Origin of the sequence: Paenarthrobacter sp. NPDC092416, from assembly GCF_044755025.1 — a bacterium.
Classification (GTDB): Bacteria; Actinomycetota; Actinomycetes; order Actinomycetales; family Micrococcaceae; genus Arthrobacter.
Genome location: NZ_JBIVQG010000010.1, coordinates 109,678 through 127,746, shown reverse-complemented (window position 1 = coordinate 127,746; position 18,069 = coordinate 109,678). Strand labels below are relative to the sequence as shown.

At 64.7% G+C, this 18,069-nt stretch carries 14 protein-coding genes and 1 riboswitch; of the genes, 4 read left to right on the top strand and 10 right to left on the bottom strand.

The window, feature by feature from the left end; all coding sequences use genetic code 11:
• Positions 1–39: 39 nt before the first annotated feature.
• The 8 genes from ACIQC5_RS17820 to ACIQC5_RS17785 form a co-directional block, all read right to left on the bottom strand.
• Positions 40–3,702: a GH32 C-terminal domain-containing protein gene (locus ACIQC5_RS17820; protein ID WP_400285300.1), complete on the bottom strand. Its 3,663-nt coding sequence runs from the start codon at positions 3,700–3,702 to the stop codon at positions 40–42.
• Between the two features lie 129 nt (positions 3,703–3,831).
• A complete protein-coding gene (locus tag ACIQC5_RS17815) occupies positions 3,832–5,439 on the bottom strand; it encodes a glycoside hydrolase family 32 protein (RefSeq protein ID WP_400285297.1) in 1,608 nt (535 codons plus the stop codon).
• Positions 5,436–6,563 (bottom strand): ATP-binding cassette domain-containing protein, encoded by a 1,128-nt coding sequence (locus ACIQC5_RS17810; RefSeq protein WP_400285294.1) that lies wholly within the window; start codon positions 6,561–6,563, stop codon positions 5,436–5,438. The genes ACIQC5_RS17815 and ACIQC5_RS17810 overlap by 4 nt, the downstream gene beginning before the upstream one ends.
• Positions 6,560–7,552 carry an ABC transporter ATP-binding protein gene (locus ACIQC5_RS17805; protein ID WP_400285292.1) on the bottom strand — a complete coding sequence of 331 codons (993 nt, stop codon included), beginning with the start codon at positions 7,550–7,552 and terminating at the stop codon, positions 6,560–6,562. The genes ACIQC5_RS17810 and ACIQC5_RS17805 overlap by 4 nt, the downstream gene beginning before the upstream one ends.
• Entirely contained in the window at positions 7,549–8,532 is a 984-nt protein-coding gene (locus ACIQC5_RS17800; RefSeq protein ID WP_400285289.1) for an ABC transporter permease, read from the bottom strand. Before ACIQC5_RS17800 ends, ACIQC5_RS17805 begins: the two co-directional genes overlap by 4 nt.
• A gap of 11 nt (positions 8,533–8,543) precedes the next feature.
• Positions 8,544–9,521, bottom strand: coding sequence for an ABC transporter permease (locus tag ACIQC5_RS17795; protein WP_400285286.1), 978 nt, complete (start codon positions 9,519–9,521; stop codon positions 8,544–8,546).
• Positions 9,522–9,682: 161 nt separating this feature from the next.
• Complete coding sequence (locus ACIQC5_RS17790; RefSeq protein ID WP_400285283.1) at positions 9,683–11,359, bottom strand: ABC transporter substrate-binding protein; 1,677 nt, start codon at positions 11,357–11,359, stop codon at positions 9,683–9,685.
• Positions 11,360–11,439: 80 nt separating this feature from the next.
• Positions 11,440–12,510, bottom strand: a complete 1,071-nt coding sequence (locus ACIQC5_RS17785; protein ID WP_400285280.1) for a LacI family DNA-binding transcriptional regulator — start codon at positions 12,508–12,510, stop codon at positions 11,440–11,442.
• 268 nt (positions 12,511–12,778) lie between these two features.
• On the opposite strand from ACIQC5_RS17785, the gene ACIQC5_RS17780 reads away from it, so the two are divergent.
• From ACIQC5_RS17780 to ACIQC5_RS17770, 3 genes are all read left to right on the top strand, one after another.
• On the top strand, positions 12,779–13,198 hold the full coding sequence (locus tag ACIQC5_RS17780; protein WP_400285277.1) for a helix-turn-helix domain-containing protein: 420 nt from the start codon (positions 12,779–12,781) through the stop codon (positions 13,196–13,198).
• Positions 13,199–13,278: 80 nt separating this feature from the next.
• On the top strand, positions 13,279–13,530 hold the full coding sequence (locus ACIQC5_RS17775; RefSeq protein ID WP_400285274.1) for a hypothetical protein: 252 nt from the start codon (positions 13,279–13,281) through the stop codon (positions 13,528–13,530).
• A gap of 71 nt (positions 13,531–13,601) precedes the next feature.
• Positions 13,602–13,769 (top strand): hypothetical protein, encoded by a 168-nt coding sequence (locus ACIQC5_RS17770; protein ID WP_400285271.1) that lies wholly within the window; start codon positions 13,602–13,604, stop codon positions 13,767–13,769.
• Positions 13,770–13,867: 98 nt separating this feature from the next.
• Here ACIQC5_RS17770 and ACIQC5_RS17765 read toward each other — a convergent pair whose 3' ends face one another.
• A complete protein-coding gene (locus tag ACIQC5_RS17765; protein ID WP_400285268.1) occupies positions 13,868–14,935 on the bottom strand; it encodes an ATP-dependent DNA ligase in 1,068 nt (355 codons plus the stop codon).
• Between the two features lie 231 nt (positions 14,936–15,166).
• Positions 15,167–15,315, top strand: a riboswitch (cyclic di-AMP (ydaO/yuaA leader).
• A gap of 5 nt (positions 15,316–15,320) precedes the next feature.
• Between ACIQC5_RS17765 and ACIQC5_RS17760 the strand changes: the two genes are divergently transcribed.
• Complete coding sequence (locus ACIQC5_RS17760; RefSeq protein WP_400285265.1) at positions 15,321–16,658, top strand: hypothetical protein; 1,338 nt, start codon at positions 15,321–15,323, stop codon at positions 16,656–16,658.
• Positions 16,659–16,807: 149 nt separating this feature from the next.
• Here ACIQC5_RS17760 and ACIQC5_RS17755 read toward each other — a convergent pair whose 3' ends face one another.
• Entirely contained in the window at positions 16,808–18,022 is a 1,215-nt protein-coding gene (locus tag ACIQC5_RS17755; protein ID WP_400285262.1) for a PucR family transcriptional regulator, read from the bottom strand.
• Positions 18,023–18,069 lie beyond the last annotated feature (47 nt).

The window sequence follows — 18,069 nt, the reverse complement described above, 5'->3', positions numbered from 1 at the left end:
GCACAGTTCGCAGCAAGCCATCGAAACGGACTCGACTAGCTACGGCAGGGCTGTCACCACCACGTCCTGGTACGCGGCGCGGCCGTCAAACACGTTGACGCCCACTTTGCCGGAGGCCAGTGCCGAGTCAGTGACGTCAATCAGCTGGGTCCCATCCACGGACACCGTGATCCTGTCTCCGTCCACTGCGGCATCCACGGCGTAGCCCACTCCATGGCTCAGGGCCGCCGGCACGCTCGCCATCACGGTAAACACGCCGTTGATCAGCGAGAACACCCGTACCACCCTCAAGTTAGGGTCCAGGTTCACGTAGTACGCGGTGGAGCCATCAGCCGAGGATCTGAGCAATACCGAGCCGGCACCGCCGTAGCCCTTTTCAGGGGCAAGGTCCCGGTTGAGGAGTTCGCCGTTGAACGGTTCGCCGCCGAACCGCACTGTTGCCTGCACCCTCACGTTGGTGAACGCGGCCGCGCTCATGGCCGTCGAATCCTTGTCGAACGTGCCGGCCAGGCCTGCACCCGTGCTCTCCCACTGACCGCCCGGGACCACGGAGTAGCTGCCCAGGTTATGGCGCGCCGTGCCGCTTGCCGGAGGCAGAACGTTCGACGGCGGCGCAGTAGTCAGGCGGACAGTGTCGCCGAGCTGGTGTACTTTGACGGACACCAGCCGGGCATTCCCGCCGGTTGTTGTGAAGGACAACCCTGTGGAGGACGGGTCCGGGAAGATCAGTGAGGTGACGGCGGCCGTGCCATCGCCACCAAACACTTCAACAGAGGACGCGTCTACCAGTATCCGGAGCCTCACGCGGCGCTCGGAACCCACCACGGTGGAGCTCCATGGCGCCGAGGAATTGTCCGCGCCAGTGCCCGCGAAGTACCGGGTGAAGTCCTCCCGACCCGAGCTGCCGCGGTCCACCGTGACGGCGGCAGCTCCGGCGTCGTACAACACCCGCGTCTCCTGGGCGCCGGTAGAGCCAGTCCCCTTCCGTAAGCCGAAGGCGAACGACGATGCCCCTCCGGACGAAGGAATCCCTACCTCGGCCTCAAGCTCGAACGAGCGCCCGGAAGCGCCGGCGAGCGCATTGGCGGAGGTCGGCGCGACGGTCACGTCCGACGCCTGCCAGGTTGAGGTCCGCAGTGACTCTTCCTCCACAACGGGAGCCTGTGTCAGGCGGAGTCCCGCGCCGGCAACATCAACGAGCTTGAGCTCGCGCGGAATGGACAGCTGGCCGTTCCATCGGCCCGTGGGCGGACTGAACGCGTAGTCCCAGTTGCTCATCCAGCCGATCATGATGCGCCTTCCATCGGGCGCGCCGAAGAAGCTCATGGCCGCGTAGTAGTCCCTGCCATGATCGGCCTGGAGCACCTCGGACGCAGCAGTGTCCGGCGTGAACGTGGTGCCATTCCACGTACCTGTCACGTATTGCGCGGCCGAACCGTTGGTGGACCGGACGGCGCCAGTACTCCACCACAGCACCCAGCGCTTCACACCGGACTGTCCCTCCACAGGCATCTCGAAGAAGTCCGGGCATTCCCAGACACCTCCACGAATCCAGTCGCCGTAACCGAACGTGCTCGCGAACGTCCAATGGAGGAGGTCTGTGGACGAGTAGAAGCGGATGTGGTCTCCGGCGGCCACCACCATGACCCACTTGCTGGACCCCGCATCCCAGGTGACCTTGGGGTCGCGGAAGTCCCAGCCGCCGTCGGGACCGCCCGGGTTCTCCACCACGGGAGCGGCCTGTACCGTCTGCCACGTGCGGCCTTGGTCCTTGCTGTAGGCCGCACGGACTGACTGGTTTCCGTTCCAGGCGTCGTGATTGAAGCTCGTGTAGTAGGCAATGAGGCCGGAGCCGCCGTCGAAAAGACCACTCGAGTCGGAGGCATCCACCACGGCCGAACCGGACCACGACTCTCCCGCTGCCATGTGCGGCAAGGCGATGGGCAGCTGCTTCCAGTGGAGCAGATCCGAGCTGACCGCGTGTGCCCAGCGCCCGCGGTCCTGGTGGAACAGGTGGTACTCGCCGGCGAAATAGACCAGGCCATTGGGGTCGGAGCTGTTCCCGGAGTTCTGGCTGTAGTGGTAGCCCGGCTGATGGAGGCCATTCATGTACTGGTCCACACTGTCCGCGCGGACACTCTGGAACCAGGCTGTTCCGGTTGCCAGCAAGGCGAATCCAGTGCCTGAAGCTGCCGGAATCGAACCATTTAGCACAGGCGTGCCATTAATCAGGACGGAGGCCTCGGTTCCCTTTACGGTGAGCTGGACACGGTTGAGCTGGCCGGCTTGGAAACTTGTGGAGGGAAGGTTTCCGGAGTGCAGCAGCGCCGAGCTTGCACGATTGTAGAGCTTCGCAGTTCCCGCCCCGGGGTCGATCCTCAGTTCCACGCCGCCGCTGCCGTCGGCACCGCTGCGGGCAACCACTGAGGCCGTGGCGGGTGAGGTGACGGTCAGGTCCAAGGAGGCAACGACGTCGGACGCCACCGCCGGAACGTACCTCAGCGCAGTGCCACTCGCCCCGAAACCGCGGAGTCCCTTGGCATCGGGCTCCCAGGAGCCTGCAGGAGAGCGCCAACCCTGAAGCGACGTTTCCAGACCGCGCAGGGTCAGGCTCTGGAACACGGCAGTGCCGTTGTACGAGCCAACGCCCACGTGCCCTGACGGGTAGGTGGAATCGGTAGCTGTGATGGCAGGTGTGGCGCCGTTGGGGTCCAGGAAGTCGGTCTGCCAGTACACCGCCAATTGGCTTCCGAGCGCTGTGACGCGAAGGCGGTAGACCTTGCTGAGCGTAATGGCCGTGGCGAACGTGCCAAGGGTGGCGTTATCCGAGACCCGGAACAGCCGCAACCGTCCCGCGTTGGGATCCACTTCTGCGGCGTAACCGGAGGTGCCGGGTACATCGGTCCTGAACAACACTGTGCCCACGCCGTATTGTGACGTGACCTGAACATCTGTGGAAAGGTCGACGTCTGTGGGCAACTGACCTGTGGCCACGGCTCGGATATTGGTGTTCGCAGGGGCAACACCGCGGAATCCGGTGGCTGTCGCTTGCCAGCCATTCGCGGTGACGGTCCAACCGTTGATGTTCGCATCAACGGTCCGAACGCCGGGCGTACCGAACACCACCGTTCCGTTGAATGCGTGCAAGCCCACGCGCCCCGACTCGTAGCGGTGATCCGTAGCGTCAATCCTGGAGACGCCGTCCACTGCAATGTAGATCCGCGGCCCGTCCACGTGGACGTCCACGCTGTAAGACTGGCCAGTGTTGAGGGCCAGTGGCGCCGGGGTCACGATGTCCTCGCCCGTCGCCAGATCGAACAGGCGCACCCTGTCCAGGTTCGGGTCGATCGTGGCCGCGTACCCCGCACCGGCGTCGGGAGTCGCACGAAAGACGAGCGCCCCCACACCGTAGGGACTCCCGGCGTCGACCTTCACGGAGGCCGTGTAGCGGGCGGTTCCCGCCACGACCTGCTCGCTGACAGCCGCCGCATTTTGACCGGAAGGCGCGACGCCGGTGTACCCGCCTTGTGCTGTCCGGGTCCAGGCGCCGCTGACGCCAACGGCGTCCGGGATGGGGCTGGTGGTGCTGTTGAGGGTGATGGGCGCGGGGTCGAGGGCCACCGCCGGAGCAGTGACCCCCGTTCCCGCGAAACCAACACCAAGGACTGCGGCCGTAAGGCCGGCAACTATTCTCTTGTGCATTCAGATCGCCTTTGATCTCGGGATGAGAGAGCGTTCGCCGAAAGGACCCGGGATGTGAAAGAGGGTCCGTGGAAAACGCCCGGGATGTGAGAGAGGGACGGGAAAAAAGCGTGAGGATGTGAGAAAGGGTCAGGGGAAGAGGGTGCGGGCACCTCCTTGGATGTCGGCCATGGTCCAGGCATCGAAGGTCAGCAGGCGGACGGTTCCCTCAGCTGCCGAGAGTGTCACGCGCTCCCCGCCCAGCGTTGGGTACACGCGAGCCGTGAGGGGCTTGCCATTGGCGAAAATCTCGACGGCGGACCGGTCCACCAGGACGCGCAGGCGCACGCGTCCGTCGGGCATCGGGAGGGGGCCGGACTTGTCCTCCACATCCACGTCCGGGTCCAGGCTGCTACGGGTTCGGTCCAACCGGAGGCTGCCTGCATGGTGGATTTCCGCATCACAGCTCAGCTCGATGACTGTTTCCTCGGCGCTTGGACGGCCCGGCTCAACGCCGGCATCCGCCCCAGCGCCGGCATCCGCCCCAGCCCCGTCCGACGAACCGAGCACACCCAACCGCAGCACGGCACCCGGCGCCAGCTGAACGTCCAGTTCAAGGTCCAGCTGTTTGCCGCGCACTCCCGTTTCCACAGGAACCCCGGCCCCCACCAGCACACGGCCCGGCACACTGACGTGATCCCGCCGAAGCTTCGCTACCTCGGGGACAGGGGCGAACACGAGCGTTCCGTCGTCGGCCAAGGTCGAGACGCGCGGCAGGCTCATCACACCCGACCATCCGGCCTCCACCATGGCGGCGTCACTGCGGCCTTCCTGCATCCAGCCGAACATGATGCGCCGGCCCGATTCGTCCTCGAACGATTGAGGGGCGTAGAAGAACCGCCCGCCATAGTCGAGCCGGTGCAAAGCCTTGGGCGCAAAGGAGTCTCCGGAGTAGCGTCCGGTCCAGTACAGCGGGTGGCGGGTGTCGCCGTCGTTCCACGCTGAGAAGACCAGTACGTCAGGATCGGCGTCCGCAGAAAGCCCGGTGGTCGAGCCCAACGAACCTCCGCCCGCCCTGAACATGTCCACGCATTCCCACATGGTTCCGGTCCAGTCGGTATCTGCGGGATCGCCTTGGGAGGCATCGCCAATGAACAAAGGCCCGATGTAGTCCCACGAGCGCAGGTCCTCGGATTCGTAGAGGAACGCTGTCCCGCCGCGCCCACGAATGCCGGAGCCCACCAGTTGCCGCCACTTTGAACCCTCGCGCCACACGCAGTGGTCCCGGTACGCGGTGATGTCCACCCCCGCCGGAGGGGCTGCGATGACCGGGTTTTCAGGCAGCTTGGTCCAGCTCAGGAGATCGGAAGATCCCACGGCCACGCACGGCAACTCGCGCTCATCGAGCCGCCCCGAATAGACCAGGGTGGGCGTACCGCCGTCGTTCACCAATACGCCTGACCAGCAGCCGTCGGCGTCCGGACCCGCGGACGGTTCCAAGGCCACCGGCTGGTCCGTCCAGGAGACCAGGTCTGTGCTGGTGGCGTGGCCCCATTGGATGCGGTGGTGGAAGGCTCCCTCCGGGTTGTACTGGTAGAAGAGGTGGTAGGTGCCGTTCCACTGGCTCACGCCGTTGGGATCGTTGAGCCAACCGGCCGGGGAAACGAAGTGAAAGCGCGGCCGGAGGGGGTCGGCCTCGGCGCGGGCAACCAGCTCGTCACGCGGAACGGTGGCGAGCGGGTGGGTCAGTTCAGTCATGCGGAAGCCTTCTTGTGTGTGCTCGGCTCCGTGGCGTTCGACGCCGGACGGCCGGGTTGAGTGGGTTCAGTCGCCAGCGCATGTCCGCCCGCTCCAGCCCGCGGCCGGTAAAGGTGGCAGCGCACCCAGTGGCGGTTCGCGGGATCGCCCACCTGATGGCGCACAGGTTCGGAAGCGGAGCAGGCCTGGTGGGGATCGCCGTCGAAAGCGCAGCCAGTGGAAGCCATGACGGCCTGCCGCAGTCCAGCGCGGCGAACGGGATCGTACGAGCCCGCGCGGGCGGGGTCCGGAACGGCTGACACCAGCAGCTGCGTGTAGGGGTGGGCCGGGTTGGCCAGCAGGTCAAGCGACTCCCCTTCCTCCACAAGTTCGCCGGCAAACATCACCGCTGTCCGGTCCGCCAAGTAGCGTGCAGAGGCGAGGTCGTGCGTGATGTAGAGCATGGAGATGCCTTGCTCATCGCGGAGCTTGCGCATTAGGTTCAGCACGCCGATCCGCACCGAGACATCCAGCATGGACGTCGGCTCGTCGGCGAGGATGACCTGTGGCTCCACGGCGAGCGCACGGGCGATCGCGACGCGCTGACGCTGCCCACCCGAGAGCTCGTGCGGGTAGGAGTTGAGCATGTCGGCCTGCAGGCCCACGGTGGTCATCAGTTCCTCAAGGCGCCGCTGGGTCTCGTCCTCGGAAGAACCACCCTTGCCATGGATCGCCAACGAGCGCCGCAGGAAATGCTCGATCCTGTGGGCCGGATTCAGGGACCCGAACGGATCCTGGAAGACCATCTGCAGCTGTGACCGGAAGGCACGTGAGGCTTGGAAGCGGTCGCGTTTGAGGACGTCCACGCCGTCAATCAGGATCTCCCCGGAACTCGGCTTTTCCAGCCGGGCAACGCAGCGGGCCAAGGTGCTCTTGCCGGAACCGGACTCCCCCACGAGGGCGACGATTTCACCACGGCCAATGGTCAGGTCCACGCCATGGAGCGCCCGGACCGATTGTCGGGAGAACAGCCCGCCGATGGGAAAGGACTTACCCAGCCCACGGATCTCAAGGGCGGGCGTCGGGGAATCAGCGGCTCGGCGCGCTGAACCTTCGAACGGGGCGGACAGTACAGAGTGGCTCATCGTGCCGCTCCTTCCAGAAGCGCGGGACCGCCGGCAACAGCGGAGGGATCGGGCGAGGCAAGGGAGTCAGCCGAAGCATCAAACGGTGCCACGAGGTGCCCGGGCGCCACTTCGGTGAGGTCCGGGATGTTCCGGAACTTCACGCCGTCGGGCAGTCCTGTGAGCGGAACCCGAGGCCCGGTAAGTGGCGGGAACGCGCCCATGAGTGCCTGGGTGTACGGGTGGCGCGGGTTGGCGTAGACGTCCTGTGCCTTGGCGGTTTCGACGATCCGGCCGCCATACATGACAGCCATGCGGTGCGAGAGTTCCACCATGAGGGACATGTCGTGCGTAATGAAGAGGACGGAGAAGCCGAGCTCGCGCTGGAGTTCCTTGATCTGCGCCATGATTTCCTGCTGCACCACCACATCCAGCGCGGTGGTGGGTTCGTCCAGGATCAGCAGCGACGGCTTGAGCGCCACGGCCATGGCAATCACGGCCCGCTGCCGCATGCCACCGGAGAGCTGGTGCGGATAGGACTTGAGCCGCGCGGGGTCGATCCTCACGAGCTCCAGCAACTCGCCCGCTCGACGCAGGGATTCCTTGCGCGAGTAGCCGGCATGGGTGGTGAAGATGTCCACGATCTGCTCGCCGATGGTCAGCACCGGATTCAGCGAATTCATGGCCGACTGGAACACCATGGCCACGTCCTGCCACCGGAAACGCCGTAGTTCCTCTGGGCTCATGGCCAGGACATCCCGGCCGCCAAAGGAAATGCTGCCGCCGGCGATCTTCGCGGGATCCTTCAGAAGGCGCATGATCGAGTTGGCGATTGTGGACTTGCCGCAGCCCGATTCACCCGCCAGCCCGAACACCTCACCGGTGCCGATACTGAACGAAACACGGTCGACGGCGGTGGTGGAGCGGGTGTCCCCCACGTACTTTACGGTGAGGTTCTTGACCTCCAGGACGGGCTCGTGGGAGCCAAACGAGACTTGGGAAACGGTCATTTCGCTGCGCTCCTTTCAGGGTTCTTGGAAGTTGCAGGGGTCTTGGGTGTCTTGATCTTCCGCAACCGCGGATTCGTGACCTCGTCCACTGCGTAGTTGATGAGTGCCAAGGCGAAAGCGACCAGCGCAATGCAGACACCGGAGGGCACGAACACCCACCAACTCCCGGTCAGCAGGGCGCCCTCATTGCCGGCCCAGAAAAGGTTGTTGCCCCACGAGACCGTGCTGACGTCACCGAGGCCTAGGAACTCCAGGCCGGCCTGCGCGCCGATTCCGTAGATCACGCAGGCCAGCAAAGTCCCCATGACAATTGAGGCCATGTTCGGCAGGATCTCGCGGAACATAATCCGGCCCGCGCGTTCACCGGACACCACGGCCGCGGCCACGAAGTCCTTGGAACGGATGGACAGTGCCTGCGAGCGCAGCACACGTGCCGAACCGGCCCATCCCGTGACCACGAGGACCAGGATGACGGTGCCAAGGCCCGGTGGCAGGAATGCGGCCAGGATGACCAGGAGCGGCAGGCCGGGCAGGAGCAGGAACACGTTGGTGACCAGGGACAGGGCTTCGTCAATGAACTTGCCGAAGTACGCTGAGGCCAGACCCACCAGGATGCCGATGAACGTGGACGCGAAGCCGACCGTTAGCCCAACGAACAAGGAACTCCGGGAACCGTGGACCGTCAGGGCCAGCACGTCCTGACCTTTAGCCGTGGTGCCCAGCCAATGCTCCGGGGAGGGTTCCAGCGATGCCATCCCGGTGATGCGCGACGGGTCTCCGGGAAACAGCACGGGTGCCAGCAGGGCCAGTGCGATGAACACCAGCATCACGGCCATGCCCACCAAGGCCTTCTTGTTGGTAATAAGTCCGTGGACGAAACTGCGGTTGGGCTTGCGTCGCGGTTTGCGCGAACGCTCGACGCCACCACCCGGCTCGGGTGCGGTTGCCGCCGTCGTCGCTTGTTCGATGAAAGTCGTCATGATCAGTCCCTCTAGTTGCTGCGCACGCGCGGGTCGAGGCGGACGTACAGGATGTCCACCAGGAAGTTCGCCAGCAGCACGGCGGCGGTGATGGTCAGGAACAGGCCCTGCATCAGCGGGTAATCAAGGCCTTGGACGGCGTTGAGGAGCTGGTAGCCAACGCCGGGATACGCGAACACCACTTCGGTGAGCAGAGCACCACCCACCACGAATCCCAGTCCCATGCCGAAACTCGTCACGGACGGGAGCATGGCGTTCCGGGCTGCGTAGCGGAGCATGATGCGGCCTGGCCGGAGACCCTTGGCCTCGGCCATGGTGATGTAGTCCTCGGAGTTCGTGGCGATCATGGTGTTGCGCATGCCGAGCATCCAGCCGCCGATCGAGACCAGCACGATGGTCAGCGCCGGCAGCACCAGGTGCGCACCGACGTCGCCGATGAACTCCCACGTGAACCCGGGCTCCAAACCGTCCGTGAACGCGTGCCGGATGGGGAACCACCCCAGCACCACGCCAAACAGGTACAGCGCGCCCATCGCGAGCCAGAAGTACGGGAACGAACCAATGAACACCAGCAGCGGCGGCAGCGCGGAGTCGATCGCGCCGCCGCGCCGCCAAGCGGCCAGGATGCCCAGCAGGTTACCCACGACGGCGGCAATCACCAGCGCGGTCCCGCCCAGCAGGAGCGTCCAGCCGATCTGGGACGAGATGACCTCGGTGACCGGCGTGGGGAAGCGGGAGATGGAGACGCCCATCTGACCGGTGAGCATATTGTGCAGGTAGTCGATGTATTGCTCCCAAATGGGCCGATCGTCCACGCCGAGCAGCTTGCGCAGGGCTTCGATCTGTTCGGGCTGCATTCTGTCCTGGGAGCGGGCGAACATGCGGGAGACGGGGTCGCCGGGCATGAAGCGCGGGAGCAGGAAATTCAGGGTGATGGACGCCCAGAAGGCGATCAGGTAGAAACCCAGGCGGCGCAGGATGAAGCGCACGGTTTCCCTCCATTCGGGAATTGCGGAAAGTTTGGGGGCACGCCCGGCGGACTTATCCTTCAACGACGCGAGGCGCCGCCGGGTGTGCAGTGTCAGGCGCTGGGCCCACGCCGCCCGGGTTCCCTGGCCGAAGCGCAGCCAGGGTAGGGCGGCGGTGGGGATTACTTGCGCGGTTCCAGCGTGGTCAGCACCAACACCGTAGTGGGTGCGCGGACCGACAGGGTTGCGTACGGGTTGCCCTCGGTGGGCCAGCCGGTGAAGCGGGTGTCATTGAAGGCGCCCCATTCCGGGCCGGAGAACAGCGGCACCAGTGGTGCGACGTCGTTGTACTCTTCCTGGAGCTTGTTGGCAATGTCCTTCTGCTTGGACTCATCGGCCTCCGCGGCGAAGTCGGCCAGCAGGGCGTCAGCCTTGGCGTCTCCGAAGCGGTGGTAGTTGTCGAACGTCTTGGTGCCCACCGGCTTCACGGTTGCGGTGCCCATGGAGGTGTTGAAGTACTTGTACGGGCTGGGGTCGTTGGCGCTCCAGACGATGCCGGAGTCGAAGTCACCGGTCTCGTAGCCGGCTACAACGGCAGCCCAGTCCGGGGAGTCCACCTTGGCCGTGACGCCAACCTCGGCCAGGTTCTGGGAGATCACGTTGGCCACGGACAGCCAGTCGGAGGACGAAGCGCCAACAGAGATCTTGAACTCGAACGGGGACCCGTCCTTGAGCGTGCGCTTGCCGTCCGCGCCCTTGGCGTACCCGGCCTTGTCCAGGAGCTCGTTGGCTTTCTGGACGTCCAGCTTGGTCCACGTGCAGTTGTCCTTGACGCTGGAGTTCTTCCAGGTTTCGTAGTTGCCCGAGAGGCCGGTGCAATCGGCGGGCTTGGCGTAGCCGCTCATGCCGATCTTGGTGACCTGATCGCGGTCAACGGCCATGCTCAGGGCCTTGCGGACGTCAACATCGTTGAACGGAGCCTTGGTGGTGTTGAGCTGCCAGTTGATCATGGCGCCCGTCGCCGGGAACCAGTACTGGCGGTGTTCCTTGTCCTTGGAAACGAACGTCTTTTCGATGTTGGGGATGTACTGCGGAGCCCAGTCCACGTCGCCGTTAGCGGCGGCGAGGTTGGCGCCGTCGTTCCCTGCAAAAGCGAGCATCTTGATGCCGGCGATCTTCTGCTTTTCCGGCTGCCAGTAGTTCGGGTTCTTCTTCAGCACGAAGGACTGGGCCTGGAAGCTGTCCACCTCGGTGTACGGTCCCGTGCCCACGGGCTTGGCGTTGGCGTCCTTTTCCGGGTCGGCAAGCGCGGACCAAACGTGCTTGGGCAGGATGGTGAGCTGTCCGACGTCGTAAAGGGCCGGGGACCACGGCTTGTTGAAGTTGAACGTGACCTTGTTGGTTCCTTCGGCGGTCACCGTGTCCAGGTAGTCGTAGCCACCCTTGATCTTCTTCTGCAGTTCGAAGGTATAGGCGACGTCGTCAGCCACGAAAGGCTGGCCGTCGGACCACTTCACGCCGTCGCGCAGGGTGAAGGTGATGGACTTGCCATCTTCGGCGGCCTTCCACTCCGTGGCGAGCCACGGCACCGTGTCTCCCTTGGCCGGGTTGAAGATCAGCAACGACTCGTAGATGGACTGCTGGACCATCGGGTTGACGGTGGGCGCGAACGGGTTGAAGTTCTGCACGAACGTGCCCATGTCCTCACGCGGGATGGTGAGGAACGCGCTCGCGTTTGCTGCGGCGTCTGTGCCGGCGGGCTTGTTGACGGTGGCGGCACAGCCGGTCAGCAGCATCGCGCCCACCGCCAGTCCGGCCGCCGTGATGCGGGCAGACCTCAGGAATCGGGGTTGTGTCATGATGGTTATCTCTTTCCTATCTTCATCGTCCAAGGTGAAGGGGTGGGTAAGGGGTTTGCTCTTCGAGGTTGATTTCGCGGTCAGACCGAAGAGCGTTCTAGCAGCGGACAGTCGACCAATTGCTGGTCGGCAAGGATCGGCTGTCCTGCTGTAAGAGCGGCGAGCGTCTGGACTCCCAGGGCTCCCATTTTTTGGAACGGCAAGGCAACGGTGGTCAGCTTTGGCCTGAGGTACGCCGCAATCAGCTCCTGGTTGTCGAAGCCGATCACAGCGACGTCTCCGGGGATGGTCAGTCCCCGTTCTTTGATGGCGTCATACGCGCCCATCGCCATGCGGTCGTTGAGGCAGAACAGCGCGGTTGGCCTGTCCTTTTCCGGATAGCGGTCCAGGATTTCGCACGCTGCTTCGTAGCCGCCGTCCGCCGTCGCGTACCCGGACACCACAAGCTCCGGGTCCAGTTCCAGTCCGGCGCCGGCGAGTGCTTCGCGGGCACCCTCCAAACGTCCAACTGCTGCGGGAATGTCCGGATCCAGGTTGATGATTCCTATTCGCGTATGGCCGGCTTCAAGCAAGCGCTCGACGGCCACCCGGCCACCCGCACGCTCGTCGGGGACGATCGAGGGCAGCTTCCCGTCCGCGTCGAAGCAGTTGATCAGCACCGTTGGCACCTCGTTGGCGCTTTCCGGCACGTGCACACCGCGGTGGTACGTGGCTGCGTAGAGAAGGCCTTCCACCCGTTGTTCCAGCAGCTTTTCAATGGCGGCATCTTCCAAGCCCTGGTTGGGTCCTACGGCATCGGCCTGGTCGGAGGGCGCGATGAGCAGGAACCGGCGGTCAAGCCAGGCCTGGTCCTGGGCACCTTTGATGATGTCGACGGCGAACGGTGCCGTGACGATCTCGGTGACAATCCCGTACCAATCACTGCGCTGGGCTGCCAGCGCACGTGCTCCGGCGTTCGGGCGGTAGCCCAACACCTGGACAGCGTCATTGATGCGGTTGCGGGTTTCCTCGGAGATGCTGGCGTTTTCGCGGTTGCTCAGCACAAACGAGACTGCGGTCCGGGAGACGCCGGCGTGCTTGGCGACGTCATTCATGGTGACACCCCGCTGCCGCACAGCCGCGGCTTGGTTGGGTGGGGTGCTTTTCGCCATTGAATGCTCCGGGTGGGTCGGTGTTGGTAATGCGGGAGTTGGTAATGCGGAAGTTGGTAACACTGAGTCGGTAACGCGCGTTACTTGGAACGTGTGACTCAGGTTACGCGCGTTACCTGCTTCCTGTCAACGGGTTTCTTTTCCGCCACTCCCGCCCGTTTCGACGACTGGCTGCAGACCAGGCCGTGCGCACGGCACTCTGCGCAGCAAGCCCCCGAAACGGGCGAACCACGCTGGCCGGCGAGAGGGGGCACGCTAGGCTTCTGCCATGGCATTGATAGCTCCCCGCGTCACGGCCGGCCTCCCCGCCGACGACGCCCGGAATCTCTCGCGTTCCCTCCAGGACAGCAACGACATCACGGTCTTTGTTGACGGCACGGTCCACCGCCTGCCCGATCAGGCGAGGGACGCCGTCGTCGATCTTCTGGCAAGGCTGAGCCGGGGCGAAACGGTGACGGTCAGCAGCGTCGAGGAAATGCTCACGACGTCGCAGGCCGCGGAACTCGCGGGGATCTCGCACACTTACCTGCGCAACATGACAGACCGCGGCGAAATCCCAGTGGAATACCGCGGAACGCATCGGAGAATCCGCCAGGCTGCGATCATGGCGTGGCTTGAAACGCAGAAGCCGAAGCAGGCCGAAGCCGGGGACGAAGGCAATGCCGGAGATGACGTCACAACCGGCTAAAAGCGTCGGAGTGATAAGGATCAAGCAACGATCCCGGTCAACAGGCCAGTGCCTCTAAACGCCGGGGTTACGCTTGTTTGGTGGGCAATTTCAAAGGGTGGCATATCGTGGCCGGGCTGGCCGCAATGGCCCTTGCCGCACCCTTGGGTAATGCCATGGGATTGAACTTCGTAGCCACCTTTATGTTCGCGTGCGTCGTGTTCGTCGCCGTAGCCATGTGGACGGAATCGAAAATCGCACGACGCCGGAGCGCAGCCGACGCCGCTGGCGCACCCGACGCCTCAGGAACCACGTCCGACCCTGCCGAGTCGGACGACGCAAAGCGGGATTAGCCTCTCCTTCGTTATCCAGAGCGCACCCGTAGCCACTGTTCCCTGCCGGCCCTCCGGACTACCTTGGGCACATGACTGAGCCACCAGTTGAACCCGGGGACCCCGGGGAACCCGACAAAATCCCTGATTCGAGCCTCGATGAGGCCGATATGGAGGTTGAGCCCGACGTCGAACTCCTTGAACCAGCACCCCCGGCCGACGACTGGAGTGATGAAGAGCCGGAGCTCGAAGACGGCTGACCGGTAGGCAGTTGCTCACCCGCTACGACGCCGCTGGCCAACAACTGAAGAGCGGGGAAGCAACTGAAAAGCGGAGCAGCAACGAAGCATGCCAGGGACTATGGCAACCGCAGGATCTCACCAAGGTCGTAGTCCACAGGTTCCTCAAGCTGGGAGTAGGTGCAGCTTTCCGGGGTACGGTCCGGCCGCCACCGACGGAATTGCGTGGTGTGCCTGAACCTGTCGCCTTCCATATAGTCGTAGGCGACCTCGATGACGAGCTCTGGACGCAGCGGTACAAAGGAGAAATCTTTGCCGCCGCTCCACCTGCTCTGCGCCCCCGGCATTCGGGACCCGGCAGTTGTCGCTTCTGACTGGTTGGCCCACTGACCCCAGGGATGTTCGCTGAGCTCGATGTGGTACGGCTCCAGTTCGGCCACGAGACTCTCCCTGCGGGCCATTGGGAAAGACGCCACCACCCCCACATGCTGCAGTCGACCGCCATCGTCATAAAGACCGAGCAGCATCGAGCCCACAACCTGGGCAGTCTTGTGCCACCGGAATCCCGACACCACGCAATCCGCCGTGCGCTCGTGCTTGGTCTTGAACATCACGCGCTTATTGGGCTGATACGTCCCGTCCAAGGGTTTGGACAGCACGCCATCCAGCCCGGCGCCCTCCAGTTGCACGAACCACTCCTGCGCCTTATCAAGATCCGCTACTGCGGGCGTCACATATACGGGCGGCTCCGCCTTGGCGAGGGCACGCTCCAAGGTGGCACGGCGCTCCGAAAACGGCCTGTCCATGAGGTTCTGATCTCCCAAGGCAAGGAGGTCGAAGGCGATCATGGAGGACGGCGTTTTCTCCGCAAGCATTCGGACACGGCTGTCGGCGGGATGAATGCGCTGCTGAAGCCCTTCGAAGTCCAGCCTGTTGTCCGCGATCAGGACAATTTCGCCGTCGATCACGCATTTGTCCGGCAGGTTCCTCCGGAGCGCCTCCACGAGTTCAGGGAAGTAACGGGTCATCGGCTTCTCGTTGCGGCTACCCAGGATGATCTCGTCACCGTCCTTGAAGACGATGGTCCTGAAGCCGTCCCACTTGGGCTCATGGTGACCAACATCAGGGATTGAGGGAACAGACTTGGCGAGCATGGGCGAGATCGGCGGCATCACTGGCAGGTCCATACGACAATGTCTACCTGCCGGTGCACGCCGAAGCTAGTCTTGGCGTTGGATATCTTGGCCAGAGTCCCAGATCCCGCACGAACCCCGTAGCCTAGGTCCTCAGCGCCACACGCTCCGACAGGCCTCCCGCCCGTTACGTAAACGTGACTTTGACGGCGGCCTCCTGTAACGTCGAAGAGCGACCCAACCCCAACTGGGCCGTTTCCGGGATGACGCCGAGCTCTGCCGCATCCCGGAGTTCCGCCAGACCCGCGGCAGAGACGGGGGACCCAGAGTTCCCGGGCCTGCATCTCCACAGGCCCTCGGGGTGAAGCCGCCATGTGCGGCCGGACGGCCTCGTCCGAACCCGACAGCTAACCTCGAAGGCGTTGAGAGGCAAACCACCATGTCCGCATCCATGGATCAGCCGCGCCGCGCCCAAGTGGCCAGCGAGCGCACCAAGCCAACCGGACGCCGCCGCGCCGAATTCAGCGCAGCCGTCACCTCCACATCTACTCCGGACACACCTGCTCCGGAACAGACAAGTACGACGCCGGAACCCGCCACTGAGGCCACGCCCACCATCGCGGCCCCCACCACGCGCGCGGCCGCACGCGCCGCCGAACGTGAGCGCATCGCACGGGCGGTGATTGACCCCGAGCCCAGCGCACCAGCCGAACCCGCGACGGCGGCCATCCCCATCGTCAAGGCCGCCGAAGAGCAGACGCCGACTCCGCAGCCGGTCACTACGGAAATTCCCGCTGTGGCTCCTGCTGCTGAGGAGGACCGCGTTTCCGAACCCGCGACGACCGCGATCCCAGTGATGGCACCTGCGGCAGAGCCGGCCACGGCGGCCATCCCGACGGTCTCGGCACCTGCCACACCGTCTCCGGCCCGGGCCACTTCACCCGCGCAGGTTGCTGCGGCCGCGACTGCCGCCGCCGCACTCGCGAGCCGGGAGTCCGATGAGCCGAATGCGCCGGAGCAGCCCCAGGCAGCCGAGATGCCTACTCGGAGGGCAGCTGCACAAGTGACCTCGCAATCAGCCACCTCGCAATCAGCGGCCACCAAGGCCGGCTTTGGCGCGGCGTCCTTTGCTGCTTCGCCGTTCAGCCGGGAGCCCTTGGCCGTTCTGAAGAAAGCCGCAACCGTTCGCGCCGTAAGCCAGCGGATGGCAGTTGTCGCCGGAGCCCTGGGCCTGGTTCTGACTGCCGGTTCGCTCGGCCAAGCCCTGGAATTGCCGTTCTTCGGCCAGGAAACACAGACCCCGCAGGCCAAGGACAGCAGTTCCGGCGAGTCCGAGGTTCCGTCCACTGCGGCCAGCGTCTCCCCCAGCGCATCGGCGTCATCTTCCTCCAGCCCCAGCGCTACCGCGGGCCAAGCTCTGGCCGACCCGACGCAAACCACGCAGGAGGCACATGCTGCAGTGACGTCGTCGTCCGTTCCGACGCCTCAAGTTTCGCTCGCGGACCCGGTCTGGGTCCCGTCAGCTGCGCCGTCTGCCGTCACTCCCGTACCGGGCGTCACCACACCGGTTCCCGTTGCGACAACTCCGGCGCCCAGCCCGGTCCCCAGCGACACGGTCACATCGACCCCGACGCCCACCGGCACGCCAACCCCTTCGCCGACGGAAACCGATGCCGCCAGGAAACCGAAGCCGACGGGTAGCCCGAGCGCAACCACACCCCAGTCTTCAGTGGATCTCGAGGGACTTCTGGACGCTGCCAACGAGGTCCTCAGGTGAGCACCCGCATGCCCCGAACCACCACTCACGTGGGGTGGCATGGCCGGTACTGCAGCGGCAGCCGGACTTCCTTGGTCCGTCGCCGCTCCAGTCGATGGGGTTGCCGCCGGATGAAGCCGTTCGGGCGCTGAGCCTGGCCTGATCCAGCATCAAATCCGCGGCCGCGTTGCCCAGCGCCGCGCCTTCAACGCCGCGTGCAACTCGAGCCGGATGGCACCGCTCAACGGGTCAGCACCGATGAGTTGCCGGATCCTGCCCAGCCGGTTGTAGATGCTGCTCCGGTGGAGGTGGAGTTTGGCAGCAACGTCCTGCACGGAGCCGTCATTGTCGTAGAGCAGCTCCAGCACCGGGAGCAATTCACCGTTGCGGTCATGGTCTTCCAGCGCACGATAGTGCACCGAGCCGGCGTCGTCCCAGCCTCCCGGTGCCTGCAACCTTTCGAACAATTGATAGACCCCCACGGAACGGCTGTCCACGAGCTCCCCCAGCGGCGGATCTACTGCCGCCGCCTGCGCCGCGAGCTTCGACTGGCGGTATGCTCCCGCGAGCTGCCGGATCACTTGGAATGGCTCGCTGATGCCCAAAATCACGCGGTCCACGGTCCGTCCCGCGCGTTTCGCCAGCTCCAATTGGTAATGCACCAAGACCTGCGCATGGTCCGCACGGCCACCTGATTCCCGGAACAGGACCACGGCGTGCGTTTCCGTTCCGGCGCTGAACAACGCAGCGTTGACGCCAATCGTCGACTGCAGCGCCGCCGAGCGATGCGTCAAAGTAGCGGCGATGGGATCGACGTCGGACCCGCCGCCGTCCGCGTCCAGCACAGTGACGAGTTGCCATGGCCCGCGCCCTTGGATTTCCTTCCAGCCAGCTACGGCGGCCACGGCGTTGGATTCCCCGCCGCACGCCGCCAGGAATTCCTGCTCACGCCGCCGCCTGAACTCCGATTCCGCAGTGTTTGAATCCAGCAACAATCCTGCCAACAGGTCCAGTTCGTCTCGCACGCCGGGCAGTTCGGCAAGTATCGCCGTCGCACTCTGTTCTTCGACGTCCAGCTGCACCCACAGATACCCCACACGGAAACCGCGGACCAGAAGTGGCACGCATACCCGGCCCAGCATGCCCAGCTCGCTATTGGCAGGCACGACGACGGGACGCACCGCGGTTGCGATGCCATGCGAGAGCTGCCACGCGCTGACGTCGCTGGGGACACGCTTGCTGAGCAGGAAATTAACGCGGACGCGGTCGGCGTGCGACTGGTTGGAACTGTAGGCGAGGAGAACGCCGTCGAGGTCTTCCAAGGAGAGGCCGCGGCCGAGCTTTAGCGCCACGCGTTCAACGATTTGCTCGACGTCCTGTTGCATCCTGAAAGCGTACCAACAGCAGGCGACACCTGACGCTCCAGTGCTCG